The organism is Streptomyces sp. ADI96-02 (genome assembly GCF_003846185.1).
Classification (GTDB): domain Bacteria; phylum Actinomycetota; class Actinomycetes; order Streptomycetales; family Streptomycetaceae; genus Streptomyces.
This window is the reverse complement of the sequence record NZ_ML123034.1, coordinates 3,485,429-3,501,955: the sequence shown is the minus strand read 5'-3', so window position 1 is coordinate 3,501,955 and position 16,527 is coordinate 3,485,429. Positions and strand designations below refer to the sequence as shown.

The window sequence follows — 16,527 nt, the reverse complement described above, 5'->3', positions numbered from 1 at the left end:
CGGAAGCCGCCCGACGGACGGTCGTCACGACGGTCGTTGCCCCGGTAGCCGCCGCGGTCGCCACCGCGGTTGTCACGGCGCTCGTAGTTGCCCCGCTCGTCGCGGCGCTGCTCGTCGCGGGCGACGGGCTGCTCCGGGACGGACGCGGCTGCCACGAGAGCGGCCTCCGCCTCGGCGGTGACCTCGGCCACCGCGGCCTCCGGGTCCTCGCCCCGCTCGCGCGCGGCACGGGCCACCAGGCGGTCGGCCTCCTCGCGGAGCTCGACGGCCCGGCGCTGGACGCGCTCCAGCTGCTTCGTCAGGTCGGCGGCCTCGCGCTCGGCCTGCTTGGCGGCGTTGTTCGCGGAGTCGGCCTGGACCTCGGTGAGCGAACGGGCGCCGGTGATCTCGGCGACCTCCGGCTCGAAGACGCCCGCGCCCTGGACGATGTGGCGCGAGGCGTCGACGCCCGCGTCCTCCATCAGGCGGAAGATCTGGCGGCGCTGGTGCGGGAGCGCCAGCGAGACGACGACACCGGACTTGCCGGCACGGGCGGTACGGCCCGAGCGGTGCAGGTAGTCCTTGTGGTCGCCGGCCGGGTCCACGTTGAGGACCAGGTCGATGCCGTCGACGTGGATGCCGCGGGCGGCGACGTCGGTGGCGACGAGGGCGTTGACGAAGCCCTTCTTGAAGTCCTCCAGGACCCGCGTACGGGCGCCCTGGGTCATGCCGCCGTGCAGCGCGTCGGCCTTCACGCCGGACTCGATGAGCTGCTCGGCGATGCGGTCCGCGCCCAGCTGGGTGCGGACGAAGATGATCGTGCGGCCCTTGCGGGCGGCGATGGCCGCCGTGACCGGCGCCTTGTCCTTCGGCTTCACCACGAGGACGTGGTGCGACATGGTCGTGACGTTGCCCTGGGCGCTGTCGACCTCGTGGCTGACCGGGTTGTTCAGGTAGCGCTTGACCAGCGTGCCGATCTCGTTCTCCATCGTGGCGGAGAAGAGCATGCGCTGGCCGCCGCCGGGGATCTGGTCGAGCAGCTCGGTGACCTCGGGCAGGAAGCCCAGGTCGGACATCTGGTCGGCCTCGTCGAGGACGGCGACCTGGATGTTCTCCAGGGAGCAGGCACCCCGGTTGATGATGTCGCGCAGGCGGCCGGGGGTGGCGACGAGGACGTCGACGCCGCGCTCCAGCGCGTAGATCTGGTTGCCCATCGACGTACCGCCGCAGACGACCTTCATCTTGAGGCCGAGCACGTCGCCGTACGGCTGGAGGGCGTCCGCGACCTGCATCGCGAGCTCACGGGTCGGGGTGAGGATGACCGCGCGGGGCTTCTTCTTCTCGGTGTGGCCGCCGGCCAGCGTGGCCAGGGTCGGCAGACCGAAGGAGAGCGTCTTGCCGGAGCCGGTACGGCCGCGGCCGAGGATGTCCTTGCCGGCCAGGGCGTCCGGGATGGTCGCCGCCTGGATCGGGAAGGGGGCGGTCACGCCGTTCTGCGCGAGCTTGCGGACGATGCCCTCGGGCAGTCCGAGGTCCCCGAAGGTGACGGTGGGCTCGGCGTCGGACGCAACGTCCTCGTCGGCGGGCGCTTCGGTCCGGGCGTCGTCCACGAAGTCCGCGACGGACTTCTCCTCGGCGGCCTTCTCCTCGGCGACGACGGCCGGAGCGGCCTCGGCGGAGGAGCCGGCGGGGGCCTCGGTGACAGCCGCCTCGACGAGCTCGGTGAGCTCGTCGTTGTCGATGTTCTCGGGCATGACGGTGCGGTCAGAACTGGAAATTGACATGCGAAATGCGAAACCTTCCGGAGTCTCGGCACGCGCCCGTAACTCCGTGTTTTCGCAATTTCGACCGCCTCAATGCGGTCCAGCCACGGCAAGGGAGAGTACGCGCCACACGGCGCTCTTCTGTGTCGGCGCCGGGCAATGGGATCAAACGATCTACCACCATACGCACCTCCCCCCACCTTGCGCAAACCGCCGACTTCGCGACCCCGGCTACACCGGCCCCACCTGCGGCGATGCCTGCGGCGTCCGCAGCGGCACGCCGTCCCGACGGCCACCGAGAGCCTGGGTCCGCAGCTGTGCCGCCGGGGAGGCCGAGGGGGGCGGTTCCGGGGTGGGGGAGGGCACCGGTTCGGGCTCCGGGTCCGGGTCCGGATCGGGGGACGGCTGGCTCGGCGGCTCCGGGGTGACCGGTGGCGGCTCCCCGGGTCCCGGCGTCGAGGGCGTCGGCGTCGGGGCGCGGCCGGGACCGGTCGGGTGCGGGGCGCCGGGTTCGGGGCGCGGGTCCCGGGGCGCGGACGACGCCGCCACGCCCGAGGCGTCCGGCCGCGGGGCGTCGCCGGAAGCCTCCCGGTCGGAGTGGGTGTGGGCGTCGCCGCCGAGGAAGCCGGCCCGTCCGGAGCCGGGCACCGTGTCGCCGTCCGGCTCGGCGGCCGAGCCCTTCGGGTCGGCGGACCGGGAGGGGCTGGGGCCGGCGGCGTCGTCGTTGACGCTCATACAGCCGGTGGACGCGGCGATCGTCAGCGCGGTGACGGCTGCCCAGCGGACGGGGGCGGACAAAGGGCGCACGGGTGGCACCTCCGGGGCGAGGAGACTGCGGAGCGGAGCGGGGCGGGCGGTACGGCGTGGCGTCGTGCCCAACTCCCCCGACCCCGCCGGAGACACGCCCGAAGTGCCACCCGCCCGCCGGCCCGGCCCGGACCGAGCCCTCCCGCGACCCGCCGACGCAGACGGCGGTGGCGGTGGCGGTACTGCGGCAGCCGTACGGCGACGGCTCCCTCACCCGCCGGCGCGCCCCCTCACCCGTATCCCAGGGCGTGCAGCCGGTCGTCGTCGATGCCGAAGTGGTGGGCGATCTCGTGCACCACGGTGATCTCCGTCTCGGCGACCACGTCGTCCTCGGACTCGCACATCCGCAGCGTCGGCCCGCGGTAGATGGTGATCCGGTCCGGCAGCACCCCGGCGTACCACTCGCCTCGGTCGGTGAGCGGGGTGCCCTCGTAGAGCCCGAGCAGGTCGGGGTCGCCGGGGTCGGGTTCGTCCTCGACGAACACCGCGACGTTGTCCATCAGCCGCGTCAGCTCCGGCGGAATCCGGTCCAGAGCCTGGCTCACCAGCTCTTCGAACTGTTCGCGCGTCATCTCCAGCACCCGGCCATTGTCACGTACGGCGGCGCGGCGCGGGCCTGCCGTGAGCGGTTCGGCCCGCCCGCCGCGACGGGCGTCCCGCATGGGCGGAGCCGTATCGGGGCATACGGGCCCAATGGTCCGCGCCCCGTTCCGTGCCGCAGCCGACCGCGTCCGGCACCGCCTCAACCAGCTCCTGCCCCCGCGCACCCGCACCGGCGCGCGTCCCGCCGCGCGCTCCGGCTCCCGGCCCCGCACCGGCCTGGGCGGCTCCCGGCCCGCGCGGACCGTCGCGCTCGGCCCCGCGCCGAACCCGTTCACGCGCGCCCTCGCCCTGGGCGCGGTCGTGGTGCTGGGCGCCTGGCTCGGGCTGCTGGTCGTCGGCAGCATCCGTACCCCGGTCGGCCCCATGGACACGAACATGACGCTGCGCCCCTCCCTCTCGGGCGGAAGCCGCATCAACGTGGCCCCGCTCGGGGCCCTGGAGCTGGACTCGCACGTCGCGCCGCTCCGCCTGGACGTGGACGTGGACCGGCTGGACCCGGAACGCTCCCAGGCCCTGGTCGATCAGCCGGAACGGTTCTCCGGCCTCCAGGACGAGGTCACCCGGGACGTCGCCTCCGGCACCCGGGAGCTGGCCGTGCGCTCCTGCGTGGCCGTCGTCTCCGGCGCCACCGCGCTCGGCCTGGTCGTCTACCGCCGCCCGCGCCGCGCGCTGGCCGCCGGCGGGCTCGCCCTGACCCTGCTGGCCGCCTCGGGCGTCAGCGCGTACGCCACCTGGAATCCGAAGTCCGTCCTGGAGCCCCGGTTCTCCGGGCTGCTGTCCAGCGCCCCGTCCCTGGTCGGCGACGCCCGCTCGATCGTCGCCGAGTTCGACGTCTACCAGCAGGAACTGGCCCGGCTCGTCACCAACGTCACCAAGCTGTACGACGCCACGTCCACGCTGCCCGTGTACCAGCCGGACCCCGGCACGATCCGGGCCCTGCACGTCTCCGACATCCACCTCAACCCGGCCGCGTGGCACATCATCGCCTCGCTCGTCGAGCAGTACGAGATCGACGTGATCATCGACTCCGGCGACACCATGGACCACGGCTCCGCCCCGGAGAACGGCTTCCTCGACCCGATCCGGGACCTCGGCGCGCCCTACGTCTGGGTGCGCGGCAACCACGACTCGAAGGTCACACAGGACTACCTGCGGGGCTTCCGCAACGTCCGGGTCCTCGACGACGGCCGGGCCGTTGACGTGGCGGGGCTGCGGATCGCGGGCACCGGCGACGCGCAGTTCACCCCGGACCGGTCCGCTCCCGCCGGGGGCCGGCCGGCCGCCCGGTTCGAGGGCATGCGCCTCGCCTCGGCCCTCCGCGACCAGGAGCGGGCCGGGACCCCGGTCGACATCGCCGTCGCCCACGATCCGGTCACCGCCCGGGAGACCGACGGCACCGTGCCGCTGGTGCTCGCCGGACACGTGCACCGACGGGTCAACGAGCAGTTGAAGCTGGGTACGCGGCTGAAGGTCGAGGGCTCCACGGGCGGCGGCGGGCTGCGCGCCGTGCAGAACGAGAAGCCGGAGAAGGTGCGCGCCTCGGTGCTCTACCTGGACCGCTCCACCCGCCGGCTCCAGGCCTGGGACGAGATCACGCTGGGCGGCCTCGGACTGACGACCGCCGAGGTCAGCCGCCATCTGCCGCAGGAGAACCTGGACCGGCGCGCCCCCTCGCCGACCGCCCCGGCCGGCTCCTCGCCGTCCTCCGCGACACCCTCGGAGCCCTCCCGGTAAACCGTTTTGGCGATAGCTCCACCCATCCCATATGCTTCTCACGTCCCCGACGCGCTGCAAAGCGAACAGGCGGGCCCTTAGCCCTCATCGTCTAGTGGCCCAGGACGCCGCCCTTTCAAGGCGGTAGCACGGGTTCGAATCCCGTTGGGGGCACGCTTTACCGTGTGCGAGACTTGTTTCGCACATTGCTTGGTCCTGTGGAGCAGTTTGGAGTGCTCGCCACCCTGTCAAGGTGGAGGCCGCGGGTTCAAATCCCGTCAGGACCGCTGCAGCCCTAGTGCGCTGCGTGGCTGGGTAGCTCAGTTGGTACGAGCGATCGCCTGAAAAGCGATAGGTCGCCGGTTCGATCCCGGCCCCAGCCACCACCCGAAGGCCCCGTCCGGTGGACGGGGCCTTCGCCGTGTCACACGCGCTCGTCCTCCTTCACTCCGGACTCCGCCTCCTCGTCCGCAACCGCGCCGCGCCGCCGCCAGGCGCGCAGGCCGAGTACCAGCAGCACCACGAGCACCACGGACCCCAGCAGCACCGCGTCCGGCACCCGTTCGCCCGCACGCTGCGCCCACTGCTCGACGGCGAACGAGTCGTCGACCCCCAGCAGACCGGGCAGCGCGGTCGTCCCGTCGTACACCAGGAAGAGCGCGCCCAGGCCGATGAAGAACAGCCCGGACAGCAGTGACGTGGTGTGCAGTTCGAACCGCCCGAGCCGGACCGCGCGACCGCGCAGCCAGGTGCGCCGCCCGAGGTCGAAGCGCTCCCAGAGCAGGGCGAGCACGAACAGCGGCACCGCCATGCCCAGCGCGTAGACCGCCAGCAGCAGCCCGCCGTAGACCGGACTGCCGCTGACCGCCGCCACGGTCAGGACGCTGCCGAGGATCGGCCCGGCGCAGAAGCCGGCCAGCCCGTAGACCGCGCCCAGGGCGTAGACCGAGAACGCGGTGGTCGGGCGGATCCGGCCGCTGAGGGCCGCGATGCGCCGCGAGGCGAAGCCCAGGCCGGCGATCTGCGCCACGCCGAGCGCGATGATCAGCCAGCCGGCCCCGGTCACCAGGGCGTCCCGGTGGCCGTAGAAGAGCCGGCCCGCGTACGAACCGGCCGCGCCGAGCGGTACGAGCGTGGTGGCGAGCCCCGCGTAGAAGATGCCGGTCCGGGCCAGCAGGCGCGAGGCGGAGTCGATGGAGTACGCGAAGAAGGCCGGCAGCAGCAGGGCGCTGCACGGACTGACCAGGGCGAGCAGACCGCCGAGGAAGGCGGCGAAGTAGCCGATGTCCGGGGTCACTTGGCGGAGTTCCCGGCGCTGCCGGTGGCGCCCGCGCTGCCGGTGGTCCCGGCGCTGCCGGTGGCGCCCGCGCTGCCACGAGCACTGCCGCCGGCACCCGCGCTGCCGCTGGTCCCCGCCCGCTGGGCCGCCGCCTCGATGGCCCGGGTGAAGGTCTCCTTCGGCTGCGCCCCGGCGATCGGGCGGCCGTTGATCAGGAAGGAGGGGGTGGAGGTGGCGCCGATGCCGTACGCCTGCTCCTGGTCCTTCGCGACGGCGGCGCGGGCGCGCTCGCCGTCCAGGTCCTTCATGAACCGGGCCAGGTCCCGCACTCCGGCCTCCTCGGCGAGCGCCCGGACCTGGTCCTTGCCGAAGCCCTTCTCCTTCGATCCCTTGGCGTAGGCGGCCCGGTGGAACTCCCAGAAGCGGTCCTGCTCCCCCGCCGCCCACGCGGCGCGCGCGGCGTTCTCGGACTCCTTGCCGAAGATCGGGAAGTTGCGCCACTCGATGCGCAGCGTGCCCTCGTCGACGTACTTCTCGATCAGCTCGGGTTCGGTGTCGCGGGCGAACTTGCCGCAGTAGCCGCACTTGAAGTCGGCGTACTCGATGAGGACGACCGGGGCGTCGGCCCGGCCGATGGCGAGCTTGTCGCCCGCGTCGCGGCGGGCCAGCTTCTCCAGCTCCGGGTAGACGCCCTCGGCGGGATCGGCGGAGACCTCGGCGGCCGGGGCGGAGGAGGCGTCCGGGGAGGAGCTGTCGGGGGCGGTGGCGCGGTAGGAGGCGAAGCCGAGCAGAGCGGCGGCGGCGATCACGACCGCGCCGTAGACCAGGGGCTTCTTCGAGGACTTCGCGGCGGGGCTGTCGGCCGGGCGCTCGGGGGTGTTCGTGGACGTGGGCATGCGGCACTCCGTGCTGGTGGTGCGGGCAGAGGGGAGAGAGCGGAAGCGGGGACGGGCCCTGGGGCGGGACGCCCCGGAGCCGGCCGTCGGACTGTCGTCGCCGCCCGAAGGGCGGCCGTCCGACAGGCTCTAGACCCGCAGCACGGAGAGTTCGACGGGGGTCGGGGTCGCGGGGACGGGGAGCCGCACCCGTATGCCGGGCGGCGGTTCGGCCGACGGCGCGCCCGTCGCGGCGGGCAGCCCCCACGGTGCGAGGCCGGGGGCCTGGTCGTGCGCCGCGCGGCCCCGGGAGGGGACGGCGGGCTCGCCGCCGTCGTGGCCGCCGCGCGGGCCGCAGCCCGGGATCTCGTGGTCCGCGCCGCCCGTGGGTCCTGCCACGGGTACGTCGACGGCGGCGACGGAGGCGACGGCGGGTCCCGCCGCGGATGCGTCGACGGCGGCTCCCGCCCCGGGAGCGTTGACGACGACAGCCGCGGGCCCCGCCACGGCAGCCGTCGCCCGGCCCGCCCCGGCAGCTGCGGCGACCGGTGCCGGGGACGCCGCCCCGGCCCCGGCGCCCGCCCGGCCCGCCATCGCTCCGCCCAGCAGCCCCAGGACGACCGCGAGCACCGCCGTCAGGCAGCACCACTGCGTACGGGACACGGTTCGGGCCTTTCCGGGGCTGGGCGGCTGAGGGAGCTGGACGGCTGAGGGAGCTGGACGGCTGAGGGAGCTGGACGGCTGAGGGAGCTGGACGGCTGAAGGGTCGGCTGCCCGAAATGGTACGCGGCGTGATCGCCCCCGCCTCCTCGGTCACCGCACTCCGCGTGACGCACCCCGCGCGAAATGGGTTCGCCACTCCTCGGGCCCGGGTGAGATCCTGGGATCCGTATGTCTACTTCCTTCGCCGATCTCCAGTCCCAGCTCGGGCAGCTCTCGCTCCGTGACGCGAACCGGCTCGGCCGGCGCCTCGAAGGAGCGCGCCGCATCCGCAAGCCCGAGGCCCGCCAGTCCGTGCTGGACGAGATCGCGGCCGAGGCGGGCCGGGCGGCCGAACGGCTCGCCGGTCGCGCCGCCCGGCTGCCCGCCCTCTCGTATCCGGAAGAGCTGCCGGTCAGCCAGAAGAAGGACGAGATCCTGGAGGCGATACGCGACCACCAGGTCGTGATCGTCGCCGGGGAGACGGGGTCCGGCAAGACCACGCAGATCCCCAAGATCTGTATGGAGCTGGGGCGCGGCGTCCGGGGCATGATCGGGCACACCCAACCCCGCCGGATCGCGGCGCGGACGGTCGCGGAGCGGGTCGCGGAGGAGCTGCGGACGCCGTTGGGCGAGACCGTCGGCTGGAAGGTCCGCTTCACCGACCAGGTGAACCCGGAGTCGACGTATCTGAAGCTGATGACGGACGGCATCCTGCTCGCCGAGATCCAGACGGACCGCGAGCTGCTGGCCTACGACACGATCATCATCGACGAGGCCCACGAGCGGTCCCTGAACATCGACTTCCTCCTCGGCTACCTGGCCCGGCTGCTGCCCCGCCGCCCCGACCTGAAGGTCGTCATCACCTCGGCGACGATCGACCCGGAGCGGTTCGCGCGCCACTTCGGCGAGGCGCCGGTCGTCGAGGTCAGCGGGCGTACGTATCCCGTCGAGGTCCGCTACCGCCCGCTCCTCGAAGAGGAGGGCGAGGACTCCGACCGGGACCAGATCACCGCGATCTGCGACGCCGTCGACGAGCTGGCGGGCGAGGCCCCCGGCGACGTCCTGGTCTTCCTCTCCGGCGAGCGCGAGATCCGGGACACGGCGGACGCGCTGAACAAGCGCAACCTCAGACACACCGAGGTGCTGCCGCTCTACGCGCGCCTCTCGCACGCCGAACAGCACCGCGTCTTCCAGCGCCACACCGGCCGCCGGATCGTCCTCGCGACGAACGTCGCCGAGACCTCGCTGACCGTCCCCGGCATCAAGTACGTGATCGACCCGGGCAACGCCCGCATCTCCCGCTACAGCCACCGCACCAAGGTCCAGCGGCTGCCGATCGAGCGGATCTCCCAGGCCAGCGCCAACCAGCGCAAGGGCCGCTGCGGCCGTACGTCGGACGGCATCTGCATCCGGCTGTACTCCGAGGACGACTTCCTCACCCGGCCGGAGTTCACGGATCCGGAGATCCTGCGGACGAACCTCGCCTCCGTCATCCTCCAGATGACCGCCGCCGGACTCGGCGACATCGAGCGGTTCCCCTTCATCGATCCGCCGGACCACCGCAACATCCGCGACGGCGTCCAGCTGCTCCAGGAGCTGGGGGCGCTGGACCCCGGCGAGAAGGATCCGAAGAAGCGGCTCACCCCGCTCGGCCGCAAGCTCTCCCAGCTGCCCGTCGACCCGCGCCTGGCCCGCATGGTCATCGAGGCCGACCGCAACGGCTGCGCCCGCGAGGTCATGGTCATCGCCGCCGCGCTCTCCATCCAGGACCCGCGTGAGCGGCCCTCGGAGAAGCAGACGCAGGCCGACCAGCAGCACGCCCGGTTCAAGGACGAGACGTCCGACTTCCTCGCCTACCTGAACCTGTGGCGCTACGTACGCGAGCAGCAGAAGGAGCGCGGCTCGTCCTCGTTCCGCCGGATGTGCAAGCAGGAGTACCTGAACTTCCTGCGCATCCGCGAATGGCAGGACATCTACGCGCAGTTGCGCACGGTGGCCAAGCAGATGGGCATCGCCGTCGAGGAGCCCAAGGCGGACGAGGGCGTGCCCGAGCAGGCCGTGCACACCTCGCTGCTGGCGGGGCTGCTCTCGCACATCGGGCTGAAGGACACCGAGAAGAACGAGTACCTGGGCGCGCGCGGCGCGAAGTTCGCGATCTTCCCGGGGTCGGCGCTGTTCAAGAAGCAGCCCCGGTTCGTGATGTCGGCGGAGCTGGTGGAGACGTCCCGGCTCTGGGCCCGGGTCAACGCGAGGGTCGAGCCGGAGTGGATCGAGCCGCTGGCCCAGCACCTGCTGAAGCGCACCTACAGCGAGCCGCACTGGGAGAAGGACCAGGCGGCGGTCATGGCGTACGAGCGCGTCACGCTCTACGGAGTGCCGATCATCGCCCAGCGCAAGATCAATTTCGGCCGAATCGACCAGGAGGCGTCGCGAGACCTGTTCATCCGCAACGCCCTGGTCGAGGGCGACTGGCGCACCCACCACCAGTTCTTCCATGACAATCGCAAACTCCTCGGCGAGGTCGAGGAGTTGGAGCACCGGGCGCGGCGCCGCGACATCCTGGTGGACGACGAGACGCTCTTCGACTTCTACGACCAGCGCGTTCCGGAGCACATCGTCTCCGGGGCGCACTTCGACTCGTGGTGGAAGCACAAGAAGCGCGAGGAGCCGGACGCGCTCGACTTCGAGCGCTCGATGCTCATCAACGAGAAGGCCGGGGCGGTCACCAAGGACGACTACCCGGACTCCTGGCGGCAGGGGAAGCTGAAGTTCCGGGTCACCTACCAGTTCGAGCCCGGCGCGGACGCGGACGGCGTGACCGTCCACATCCCGCTCCAGGTGCTCAACCAGGTCACCTCCCAGGGCTTCGACTGGCAGATCCCGGGGCTGCGCGAGGAGGTCGTCACCGAGCTGATCCGCTCGCTGCCGAAGCCGATCCGCCGGCACTACGTCCCCGCGCCGAACTACGCGGAGAAGTTCCTGGACCGGGCCGTGCCGCTCCAGGAGCCGCTGCCGCAGACGCTGGCGCGCGAGCTCCAGCGGATGGTCGGCGTGCCGGTCACCGCCGACGACTTCGACCTGGGCCGGGTCCCGGACCACCTCAAGATCACGTTCCGGATCGTCGACGAGCGGCGGCGCAAGGTCGCCGAGGACAAGGATCTGGAGGCGCTGAAGCTCCGGCTGCGCCCGAAGGCCCGGCAGGCGCTCTCCCAGGCCGCCGCGGCGACCGCAGGCCCCTCGGGCGAGTCCATCGAGCGCGCGGGCCTCACGGACTGGACCATCGGCACGCTGAACCGGGTCTTCGAGACCCGCAGGGCCGGCCAGCCGGTGAAGGCGTACCCGGCTCTCGTCGACGAGGGCGGGACGGTGGCCGTACGCCTCTTCGACACCGAGGCCGAGCAGCAGCAGGCGATGTGGCGCGGCACCCGGCGGCTGATCATGCTGAACATCCCGGTGAGCCCGGCGAAGTTCGCCTCGGACCGGCTGACCAACCAGCAGAAGCTGGCGCTCTCGCGCAACCCCCACGGCTCCGTCCAGGCGCTCTTCGAGGACTGCGCGACCGCCGCGGCGGACCGGCTGATCGCCGCGCACGGCGGGCCGGCGTGGGACGAGAAGGCGTTCCGGACGCTGTACGACAAGGTGCGCGCCGACCTGGTGGACCTGACCGTCCGCACGATCGACCAGGTGCAGCAGGTCCTGGCCGCCTGGCAGGCGTGCGAGCGCCGCCTGAAGTCCACGGGCAGCCCGACCCTGGCGGCCAACGCCGCAGACGTGCGCGGGCAGCTGGCCCGACTCGTACCGCCCGGTTTCGTCACCGCGACGGGGCTGCGCAGGCTGCCGGACCTGATGCGCTACCTGGTGGCCGCCGACCGCCGGCTCCAGCAGATGCCGACCGCGGTCCAGCGCGACACCACGCGGATGGCCAAGGTGCACGAGATGCAGGACGAGTACGCCTGGCTGCTCGAACAGCTGCCGCAGGGCAGGCCGGTCCCGCAGGAGGTGCTGGACATCCGGTGGATGATCGAGGAGCTGCGGGTCAGCTACTTCGCGCACGCGCTGGGCACCGCGTTCCCGGTCTCGGACAAGCGGATCGTGAAGGCGATCGACGCCGCCGCGCCCTGAGCCGGTCCGCCGGCCGGCGGTCGCGCCGACGTGCGGAGGCGGTGACGTGCGGAGGCAGTGACGTGCGGAGGCAGTGACGTGCGGAGGCAGTGACGTGCGGAGGCGGTGACGGAGTCGCCACCAGGAGTGAAGTCGACCTGGACCTCCCACCTCCTGTACAGTCTGGTTTCGCAGCCGGCCGCGAGGCAGGCGGCGAAAACCTGGTCCTGTGGAGCAGTTTGGAGTGCTCGCCACCCTGTCAAGGTGGAGGCCGCGGGTTCAAATCCCGTCAGGACCGCAGTGACGAAAGCCCGGATCGCATCGATCCGGGCTTTCGCGCGTCTTGACGCCGCCGACCGCCACCGGTACGCCGTAGAGGCAGAGGCCGCTCCTGTTTCCCCGGCGCGGGGCGGCGACCGCCGGGAGGTGGCTCGCATGGCCGCACCGTCAGCACGTCACGAGACGCGCGCACTGCTCCGCGCCCACCTGGCCGCCGCCTCCGGCGACCGCCACTTCACCCGGCACTGCCCGGTCTGCCATCGGCTGCTGCGCCTCGCGATGGAACCCGGGCAGATGGAACCCGGGCAGGCGGAACCCGGGCAGGCGGACGGTTCCCCGGGGGCCGGAGCCGTCCAGGAGCCCCTGACGCGGCGCGCGTCGGGAGACGCGGGCACACGGGACGCGCAAGCGCCCGTGACGCCCTCCGGCGGCCCGTACGCGCCCGCGGGGCACCGCAGCCGCACCGAGGCCCCGGAACGCCGCGAGGACGCCGCCGGGAGGCCGGACGGGGTCCGGGACGAAAGACCCGCGACCCCATGACCATCGGCCGCTGATTCCGCCGCCGGGCAGTGGCAGGCTCGGAGTTGGCAAGCGTTCGACAGTGTGACGGGCGTCACCGAAAAAGTTTTCCTCAAGGGGGACTTTACGTCTGTCCTACAAGTGGTGAATTTAATATGTGCAATTGCACCAGGGCGACACTTCCCGGAGCCCGTTCCGTCCGGGGCTGTCCCACCGCGTCCGGGACGCTCACCCACACTCCCGAACAGACCCGCTCACAGACCCACCAACACCGTCGAGCCGGACCGGAAACAGGGCAGAAGCCGACCGACCACCCGGTTCCCGACAGGCGCGCCGGCCGCCACCCGGAAGACGCCGCCCGGGAATCCCGGGCGGCGAACCGGGCACGCCGAGGCGGGCATGAAACGACCGCGCGGGGGCACAAAAAAGATCGCGCTGGACCCGGCGGAGTCCAGCGCGATCGAAGTGACGCACCTGTGGGACACAGGTATGACGCCCGTTGGGGCAGGCGTCCGTCGAGTGGAGCTATGGATGGGCGGCCTCAGGTTGGGGGACCCGACGACAGCCCGGTTGTGATGCTGTGCTGCGGCGCGACAGGGGTATGTCAGGCCTCGCTGCGCTGCTGCGGAATACCCGCGAGCAGTGCGCGGACCTCTGCCTCGCGGTACCGGCGGTGTCCACCGAGCGTGCGGATGGACGTGAGCTTGCCAGCCTTGGCCCAACGGGTGACCGTCTTCGGGTCCACGCGGAACATCGTGGCAACCTCAGCCGGGGTCAGCAGCGGCTCGGCATCAGGGGTGCGAGCGGTCATGAGCGGCCTCCTCGGGAGAACCGAACCTTCTCGGTTCTTTCCTCTAAATTCTGCACCTTGACCCGCGTTGCCCGAAATGGCGGACGCGGGCCGAGTCGGTTATAGGACGAACGGCTTTTCCTCGGCACTACAACTACACCATCCGTCCAGCCGCGTCGGCCAAACCGATGGAATTGCCCTCCCAGGTGTTCATCAGCGACGGAAGCCGATGGACCATGCCATAGCGGACAGTCACACCACCGTGACGATCAGTCACAGAGCGATCAGGAGTCATCAGACCCCCCATAGAGTGCAATGCTGAGTATTCCGCCCATAGTTGGACGGAAGGAACCCTCCCCGGACTCCTTGTCCTATTTTGGCATGAGGAGTAGGGATGGACGCAAGGGCCCCCTTAGTGCTGTCCATCACGCTTGAGGCAAAGGCCCGGTTCGGGACGTAGGTCCCGGACCGGTCGCATACGCTTCCGCCTCATCCGCCTCACGTGTCAAACGGGACGCGGGTTCACGACCCGTCAGTTCCCTTCACCGCGCTCCTTTCGAGCGGCAGGCGCCCTCCCTCCGTCGTCCGTCGGCCTGTCGGCCCGTCCCACCGGTCCGTCCTGGATGAAGGATGCCCCGTTTCCATCACCTTGATGCCGCTGTGGGTCTTTTCACGTCAATTGGTGAATTGCCGGTCCCGGACCGACCGCCAGCGCTCCGCCAGCCGCGCGTACGCCGCCGCCGCGCCGTCGCCGTCTCCGTCCCGCAGCGCCGCCAGGCCCTCCGCGACGTCCGCCGCCGACCGGTCGGCGGCCAGCCGCTCCGCCGGCAGCGCGTGCACCAGTCCCCCGTAGTCCAGCTCGACCAGCGAGCGCGGATGGAACTCCTCCAGCCAGCGGCCCACGTCCACCAGCCCCTCCGTGAGCGGCCCCTCGTCGACGTTCTCGCGCAGCGTCCGCAGCGCGCGGGCCAGCCGGCGCCGGGCCTCGACCATCGGCGTCCGGTAGCGCAGGACCGGCGGCGCGCCCCCGCCGTCGGCCGGCGCGTACTCCCGCTCCTCGTCCCGGAACAGCACGAACCAGCGCACCGGAACCTGCCAGACGGTGGTGCGGATCCACGGCCTGGCATCCGGATTGCGCTCCCGCCAGCGCTCGTGGTCCGCCTGCGCCTGGCCGCGCACCACGGCGGGCAGCAGGACGTCCAGCACGTTGGCCGGAAACATTCCCCCCAGTTCCTCCAGCGCGAGCCAGCCCCGCATCCGGGTCCGCCAGGGGCAGACGCACACCACACCGTCCAGCTCCGCGACGAACGCGTCCCCGCTCTCGTGCACCGGGACGCCCACCGGCGGCGTCGGCACCAGGTCGGCCAGCGAGCGGCGCAGTTCGTCCTGGGCGGTGGGGAGCACCGGGCGCCGGGCGTAGCGGGCCCAGTGACCGCGTTCGGGCTCCGCGAACGCGGCGAGGGGCTCGTACACCCGGAGATAGGACGTGTAAGGGACGAGCACCGAAGACACCACCGACATGCAGCGCATCGTGTCACGGCCTTGCTCCACCGGAGGGTGATCCTTCGCACCGGGGCGGACCAGCGCCTTCCGAGGACTTACGCTCTTGCCCATCGGGCCGGCCGAGCCGGTCGGTCCGGGGGCCCTCCCCACCCCCAGGAGGGCCTTCCGCCGCTTCGTACTTGGGAGTCACCACAGTGACCGATGTGACCGGCGTGCCTGACGACGTACTGCGCACCCTGTTCCACTCGGACCAGGGAGGCCACGAGCAAGTCGTGATCTGCCAGGACCGTGCCAGCGGCCTCAAGGCCGTCATCGCCCTGCACTCCACCGCCCTGGGCCCGGCCCTCGGCGGCACCCGCTTCTACCCGTACGCCTCCGAGGCGGAGGCCGTCGCCGACGCGCTGAACCTCTCGCGCGGGATGTCGTACAAGAACGCCCTGGCCGGTCTCGACCACGGAGGCGGCAAGGCCGTCATCATCGGCGACCCGGACCGGATCAAGTCCGAGGAACTCCTCCTGGCCTACGGCCGGTTCGTCGCCTCCCTCGGCGGCCGTTACGTCACCGCCTGCGACGTCGGCACCTATGTCGCCGACATGGACGTCGTCGCCCGGGAGTGCCGCTGGGCCACCGGCCGCTCCCCGGAGAACGGCGGCGCGGGCGACTCCTCCGTGCTCACCGCCTTCGGCGTCTTCCAGGGCATGCGGGCCTCCGCCCAGCACCTGTGGGGCGACCCGACGCTGCGCGGACGCAAGGTCGGGATCGCCGGGGTCGGCAAGGTGGGCCGCCACCTCGTCGAGCACCTGCTGTCGGACGGCGCCGAGGTCGTCATCACCGACGTGCGCGAGGAGTCGGTGCGCCGGATCACCGACCTGCACCCCGAGGTCGCGGTCGCGGCCGACACGGACGCGCTGATCCGCACCGAGGGCCTGGACGTCTACGCGCCGTGCGCGCTCGGCGGCGCGCTGAACGACGCGAGCGTGCCGGTGCTCACCGCGAAGGTGGTGTGCGGCGCGGCCAACAACCAGCTCGCCCACCCCGGCGTCGAGAAGGACCTGGCCGAGCGGTCGGTTCTCTACGCTCCGGACTACGTGGTCAACGCCGGCGGCGTGATCCAGGTCGCCGACGAGCTCCACGGATTCGACTTCGACCGGTGCAAGGCCAAGGCCGCGAAGATCTTCGACACCACGTTGGCAATATTCGCACGTGCGAAGGCCGACGGTATTCCGCCGGCCGCCGCGGCGGACCGGATCGCCGAGCAGCGGATGGCGGAGGCGCGCGGTCGCTGACCCGTCACGGACCGTTCACCGGTCCGTCGCCCAGGCGTTCGGAGACGGGCCGCCCGTCCCCTCGCGGGGCGTCGCCCGCCGGTCGGCGAGACAAGACTCACGCCGGTCGGCGGGTCGTATGCCAAGAAGAGGTTAAAATCGCAGTTGACCAGCGGGGACAGGGCTTCTCACTGGTCCTGCGGCGGGGCACAGGATGCGGGCGGCGTACCGTATGGCCACGGAAGCAGGTACCGTTAAAGCCCTACGGGCACGGTCTCTCTGCCGAGAGTCCGTCCTGAAACATGAACGCGTGTCAAGACTCTGGGGCCGTCGAGCCCCGTCACCGAGG

12 protein-coding genes and 4 tRNA genes are annotated in these 16,527 nt (G+C 71.9%); 8 read left to right on the top strand and 8 right to left on the bottom strand.

The features are described 5' to 3' along the window. The 3 genes from EES43_RS15320 to EES43_RS15310 form a co-directional block, all read right to left on the bottom strand. Positions 1-1,763, bottom strand: a 1,763-nt coding sequence (locus EES43_RS15320; protein WP_241192438.1) for a DEAD/DEAH box helicase, incomplete at its 3' end; no start/stop codon positions are given. A gap of 210 nt (positions 1,764-1,973) precedes the next feature. Next, positions 1,974-2,549, bottom strand: a complete 576-nt coding sequence (locus EES43_RS15315; RefSeq protein ID WP_124269245.1) for a hypothetical protein — start codon at positions 2,547-2,549, stop codon at positions 1,974-1,976. Between the two features lie 230 nt (positions 2,550-2,779). Continuing rightward, a complete protein-coding gene (locus EES43_RS15310; RefSeq protein ID WP_206430186.1) occupies positions 2,780-3,130 on the bottom strand; it encodes a metallopeptidase family protein in 351 nt (116 codons plus the stop codon). A gap of 112 nt (positions 3,131-3,242) precedes the next feature. Between EES43_RS15310 and EES43_RS15305 the strand changes: the two genes are divergently transcribed. The 4 genes from EES43_RS15305 to EES43_RS15290 all read left to right on the top strand — a co-directional run bounded on the left by EES43_RS15305 (position 3,243) and on the right by EES43_RS15290 (position 5,251). Beyond that, positions 3,243-4,886 carry a metallophosphoesterase family protein gene (locus tag EES43_RS15305; protein WP_124269243.1) on the top strand — a complete coding sequence of 548 codons (1,644 nt, stop codon included), beginning with the start codon at positions 3,243-3,245 and terminating at the stop codon, positions 4,884-4,886. An 80-nt stretch (positions 4,887-4,966) separates the two neighbouring features. After that, positions 4,967-5,039 (top strand) — tRNA-Glu (locus EES43_RS15300). Positions 5,040-5,077: 38 nt separating this feature from the next. After that, a tRNA-Asp gene (locus tag EES43_RS15295) sits at positions 5,078-5,152 on the top strand. A gap of 22 nt (positions 5,153-5,174) precedes the next feature. Next, positions 5,175-5,251 (top strand) — tRNA-Phe (locus EES43_RS15290). Positions 5,252-5,289: 38 nt separating this feature from the next. Here the strand turns inward: EES43_RS15290 and EES43_RS15285 are convergent. The 3 genes from EES43_RS15285 to EES43_RS15275 form a co-directional block, all read right to left on the bottom strand. Then, complete coding sequence (locus tag EES43_RS15285; protein ID WP_124269242.1) at positions 5,290-6,162, bottom strand: cytochrome c biogenesis CcdA family protein; 873 nt, start codon at positions 6,160-6,162, stop codon at positions 5,290-5,292. Next, positions 6,159-7,040: a DsbA family protein gene (locus tag EES43_RS15280; RefSeq protein WP_124269241.1), complete on the bottom strand. Its 882-nt coding sequence runs from the start codon at positions 7,038-7,040 to the stop codon at positions 6,159-6,161. The genes EES43_RS15285 and EES43_RS15280 overlap by 4 nt, the downstream gene beginning before the upstream one ends. A gap of 129 nt (positions 7,041-7,169) precedes the next feature. Continuing rightward, positions 7,170-7,682 (bottom strand): hypothetical protein, encoded by a 513-nt coding sequence (locus EES43_RS15275; protein ID WP_124269240.1) that lies wholly within the window; start codon positions 7,680-7,682, stop codon positions 7,170-7,172. 228 nt (positions 7,683-7,910) lie between these two features. Here EES43_RS15275 and hrpA point away from each other — a divergent pair, with 228 nt between their 5' ends. The 3 genes from hrpA to EES43_RS15260 all read left to right on the top strand — a co-directional run bounded on the left by hrpA (position 7,911) and on the right by EES43_RS15260 (position 12,641). Continuing rightward, on the top strand, positions 7,911-11,843 hold the full coding sequence (gene hrpA, locus EES43_RS15270) for an ATP-dependent RNA helicase HrpA (protein WP_124269239.1): 3,933 nt from the start codon (positions 7,911-7,913) through the stop codon (positions 11,841-11,843). 202 nt (positions 11,844-12,045) lie between these two features. Continuing rightward, positions 12,046-12,120: transfer RNA gene (locus EES43_RS15265), tRNA-Asp, on the top strand. Positions 12,121-12,257: 137 nt separating this feature from the next. Next, positions 12,258-12,641, top strand: coding sequence for a DUF6274 family protein (locus EES43_RS15260; protein WP_124269238.1), 384 nt, complete (start codon positions 12,258-12,260; stop codon positions 12,639-12,641). Positions 12,642-13,224: 583 nt separating this feature from the next. Here the strand turns inward: EES43_RS15260 and bldC are convergent. Together bldC and EES43_RS15250 are read right to left on the bottom strand one after the other, a co-directional pair. After that, complete coding sequence (gene bldC, locus EES43_RS15255) at positions 13,225-13,431, bottom strand: developmental transcriptional regulator BldC (RefSeq protein ID WP_003949541.1); 207 nt, start codon at positions 13,429-13,431, stop codon at positions 13,225-13,227. Positions 13,432-14,085: 654 nt separating this feature from the next. Continuing rightward, on the bottom strand, positions 14,086-14,931 hold the full coding sequence (locus EES43_RS15250; RefSeq protein WP_124269237.1) for a hypothetical protein: 846 nt from the start codon (positions 14,929-14,931) through the stop codon (positions 14,086-14,088). A gap of 176 nt (positions 14,932-15,107) precedes the next feature. Between EES43_RS15250 and EES43_RS15245 the strand changes: the two genes are divergently transcribed. Beyond that, on the top strand, positions 15,108-16,199 hold the full coding sequence (locus EES43_RS15245; protein WP_124269236.1) for a Leu/Phe/Val dehydrogenase: 1,092 nt from the start codon (positions 15,108-15,110) through the stop codon (positions 16,197-16,199). The last annotated feature ends 328 nt before the right edge of the window (positions 16,200-16,527 follow it).

What these genes read in the sequence shown, in the direction of transcription:
- EES43_RS15250 (WP_124269237.1), bottom strand. Translation starts at nt 14,931, where the DNA reads ATGTCGGTGGTGTCTTCGGTGCTCGTCCCTTACACGTCCTATCTCCGG.
- EES43_RS15305 (WP_124269243.1), top strand. Translation starts at nt 3,243, where the DNA reads ATGGTCCGCGCCCCGTTCCGTGCCGCAGCCGACCGCGTCCGGCACCGC.
- bldC (WP_003949541.1), bottom strand. Translation starts at nt 13,431, where the DNA reads ATGACCGCTCGCACCCCTGATGCCGAGCCGCTGCTGACCCCGGCTGAG.
- EES43_RS15260 (WP_124269238.1), top strand. Translation starts at nt 12,258, where the DNA reads ATGGCCGCACCGTCAGCACGTCACGAGACGCGCGCACTGCTCCGCGCC.
- EES43_RS15280 (WP_124269241.1), bottom strand. Translation starts at nt 7,040, where the DNA reads ATGCCCACGTCCACGAACACCCCCGAGCGCCCGGCCGACAGCCCCGCC.
- hrpA (WP_124269239.1), top strand. Translation starts at nt 7,911, where the DNA reads ATGTCTACTTCCTTCGCCGATCTCCAGTCCCAGCTCGGGCAGCTCTCG.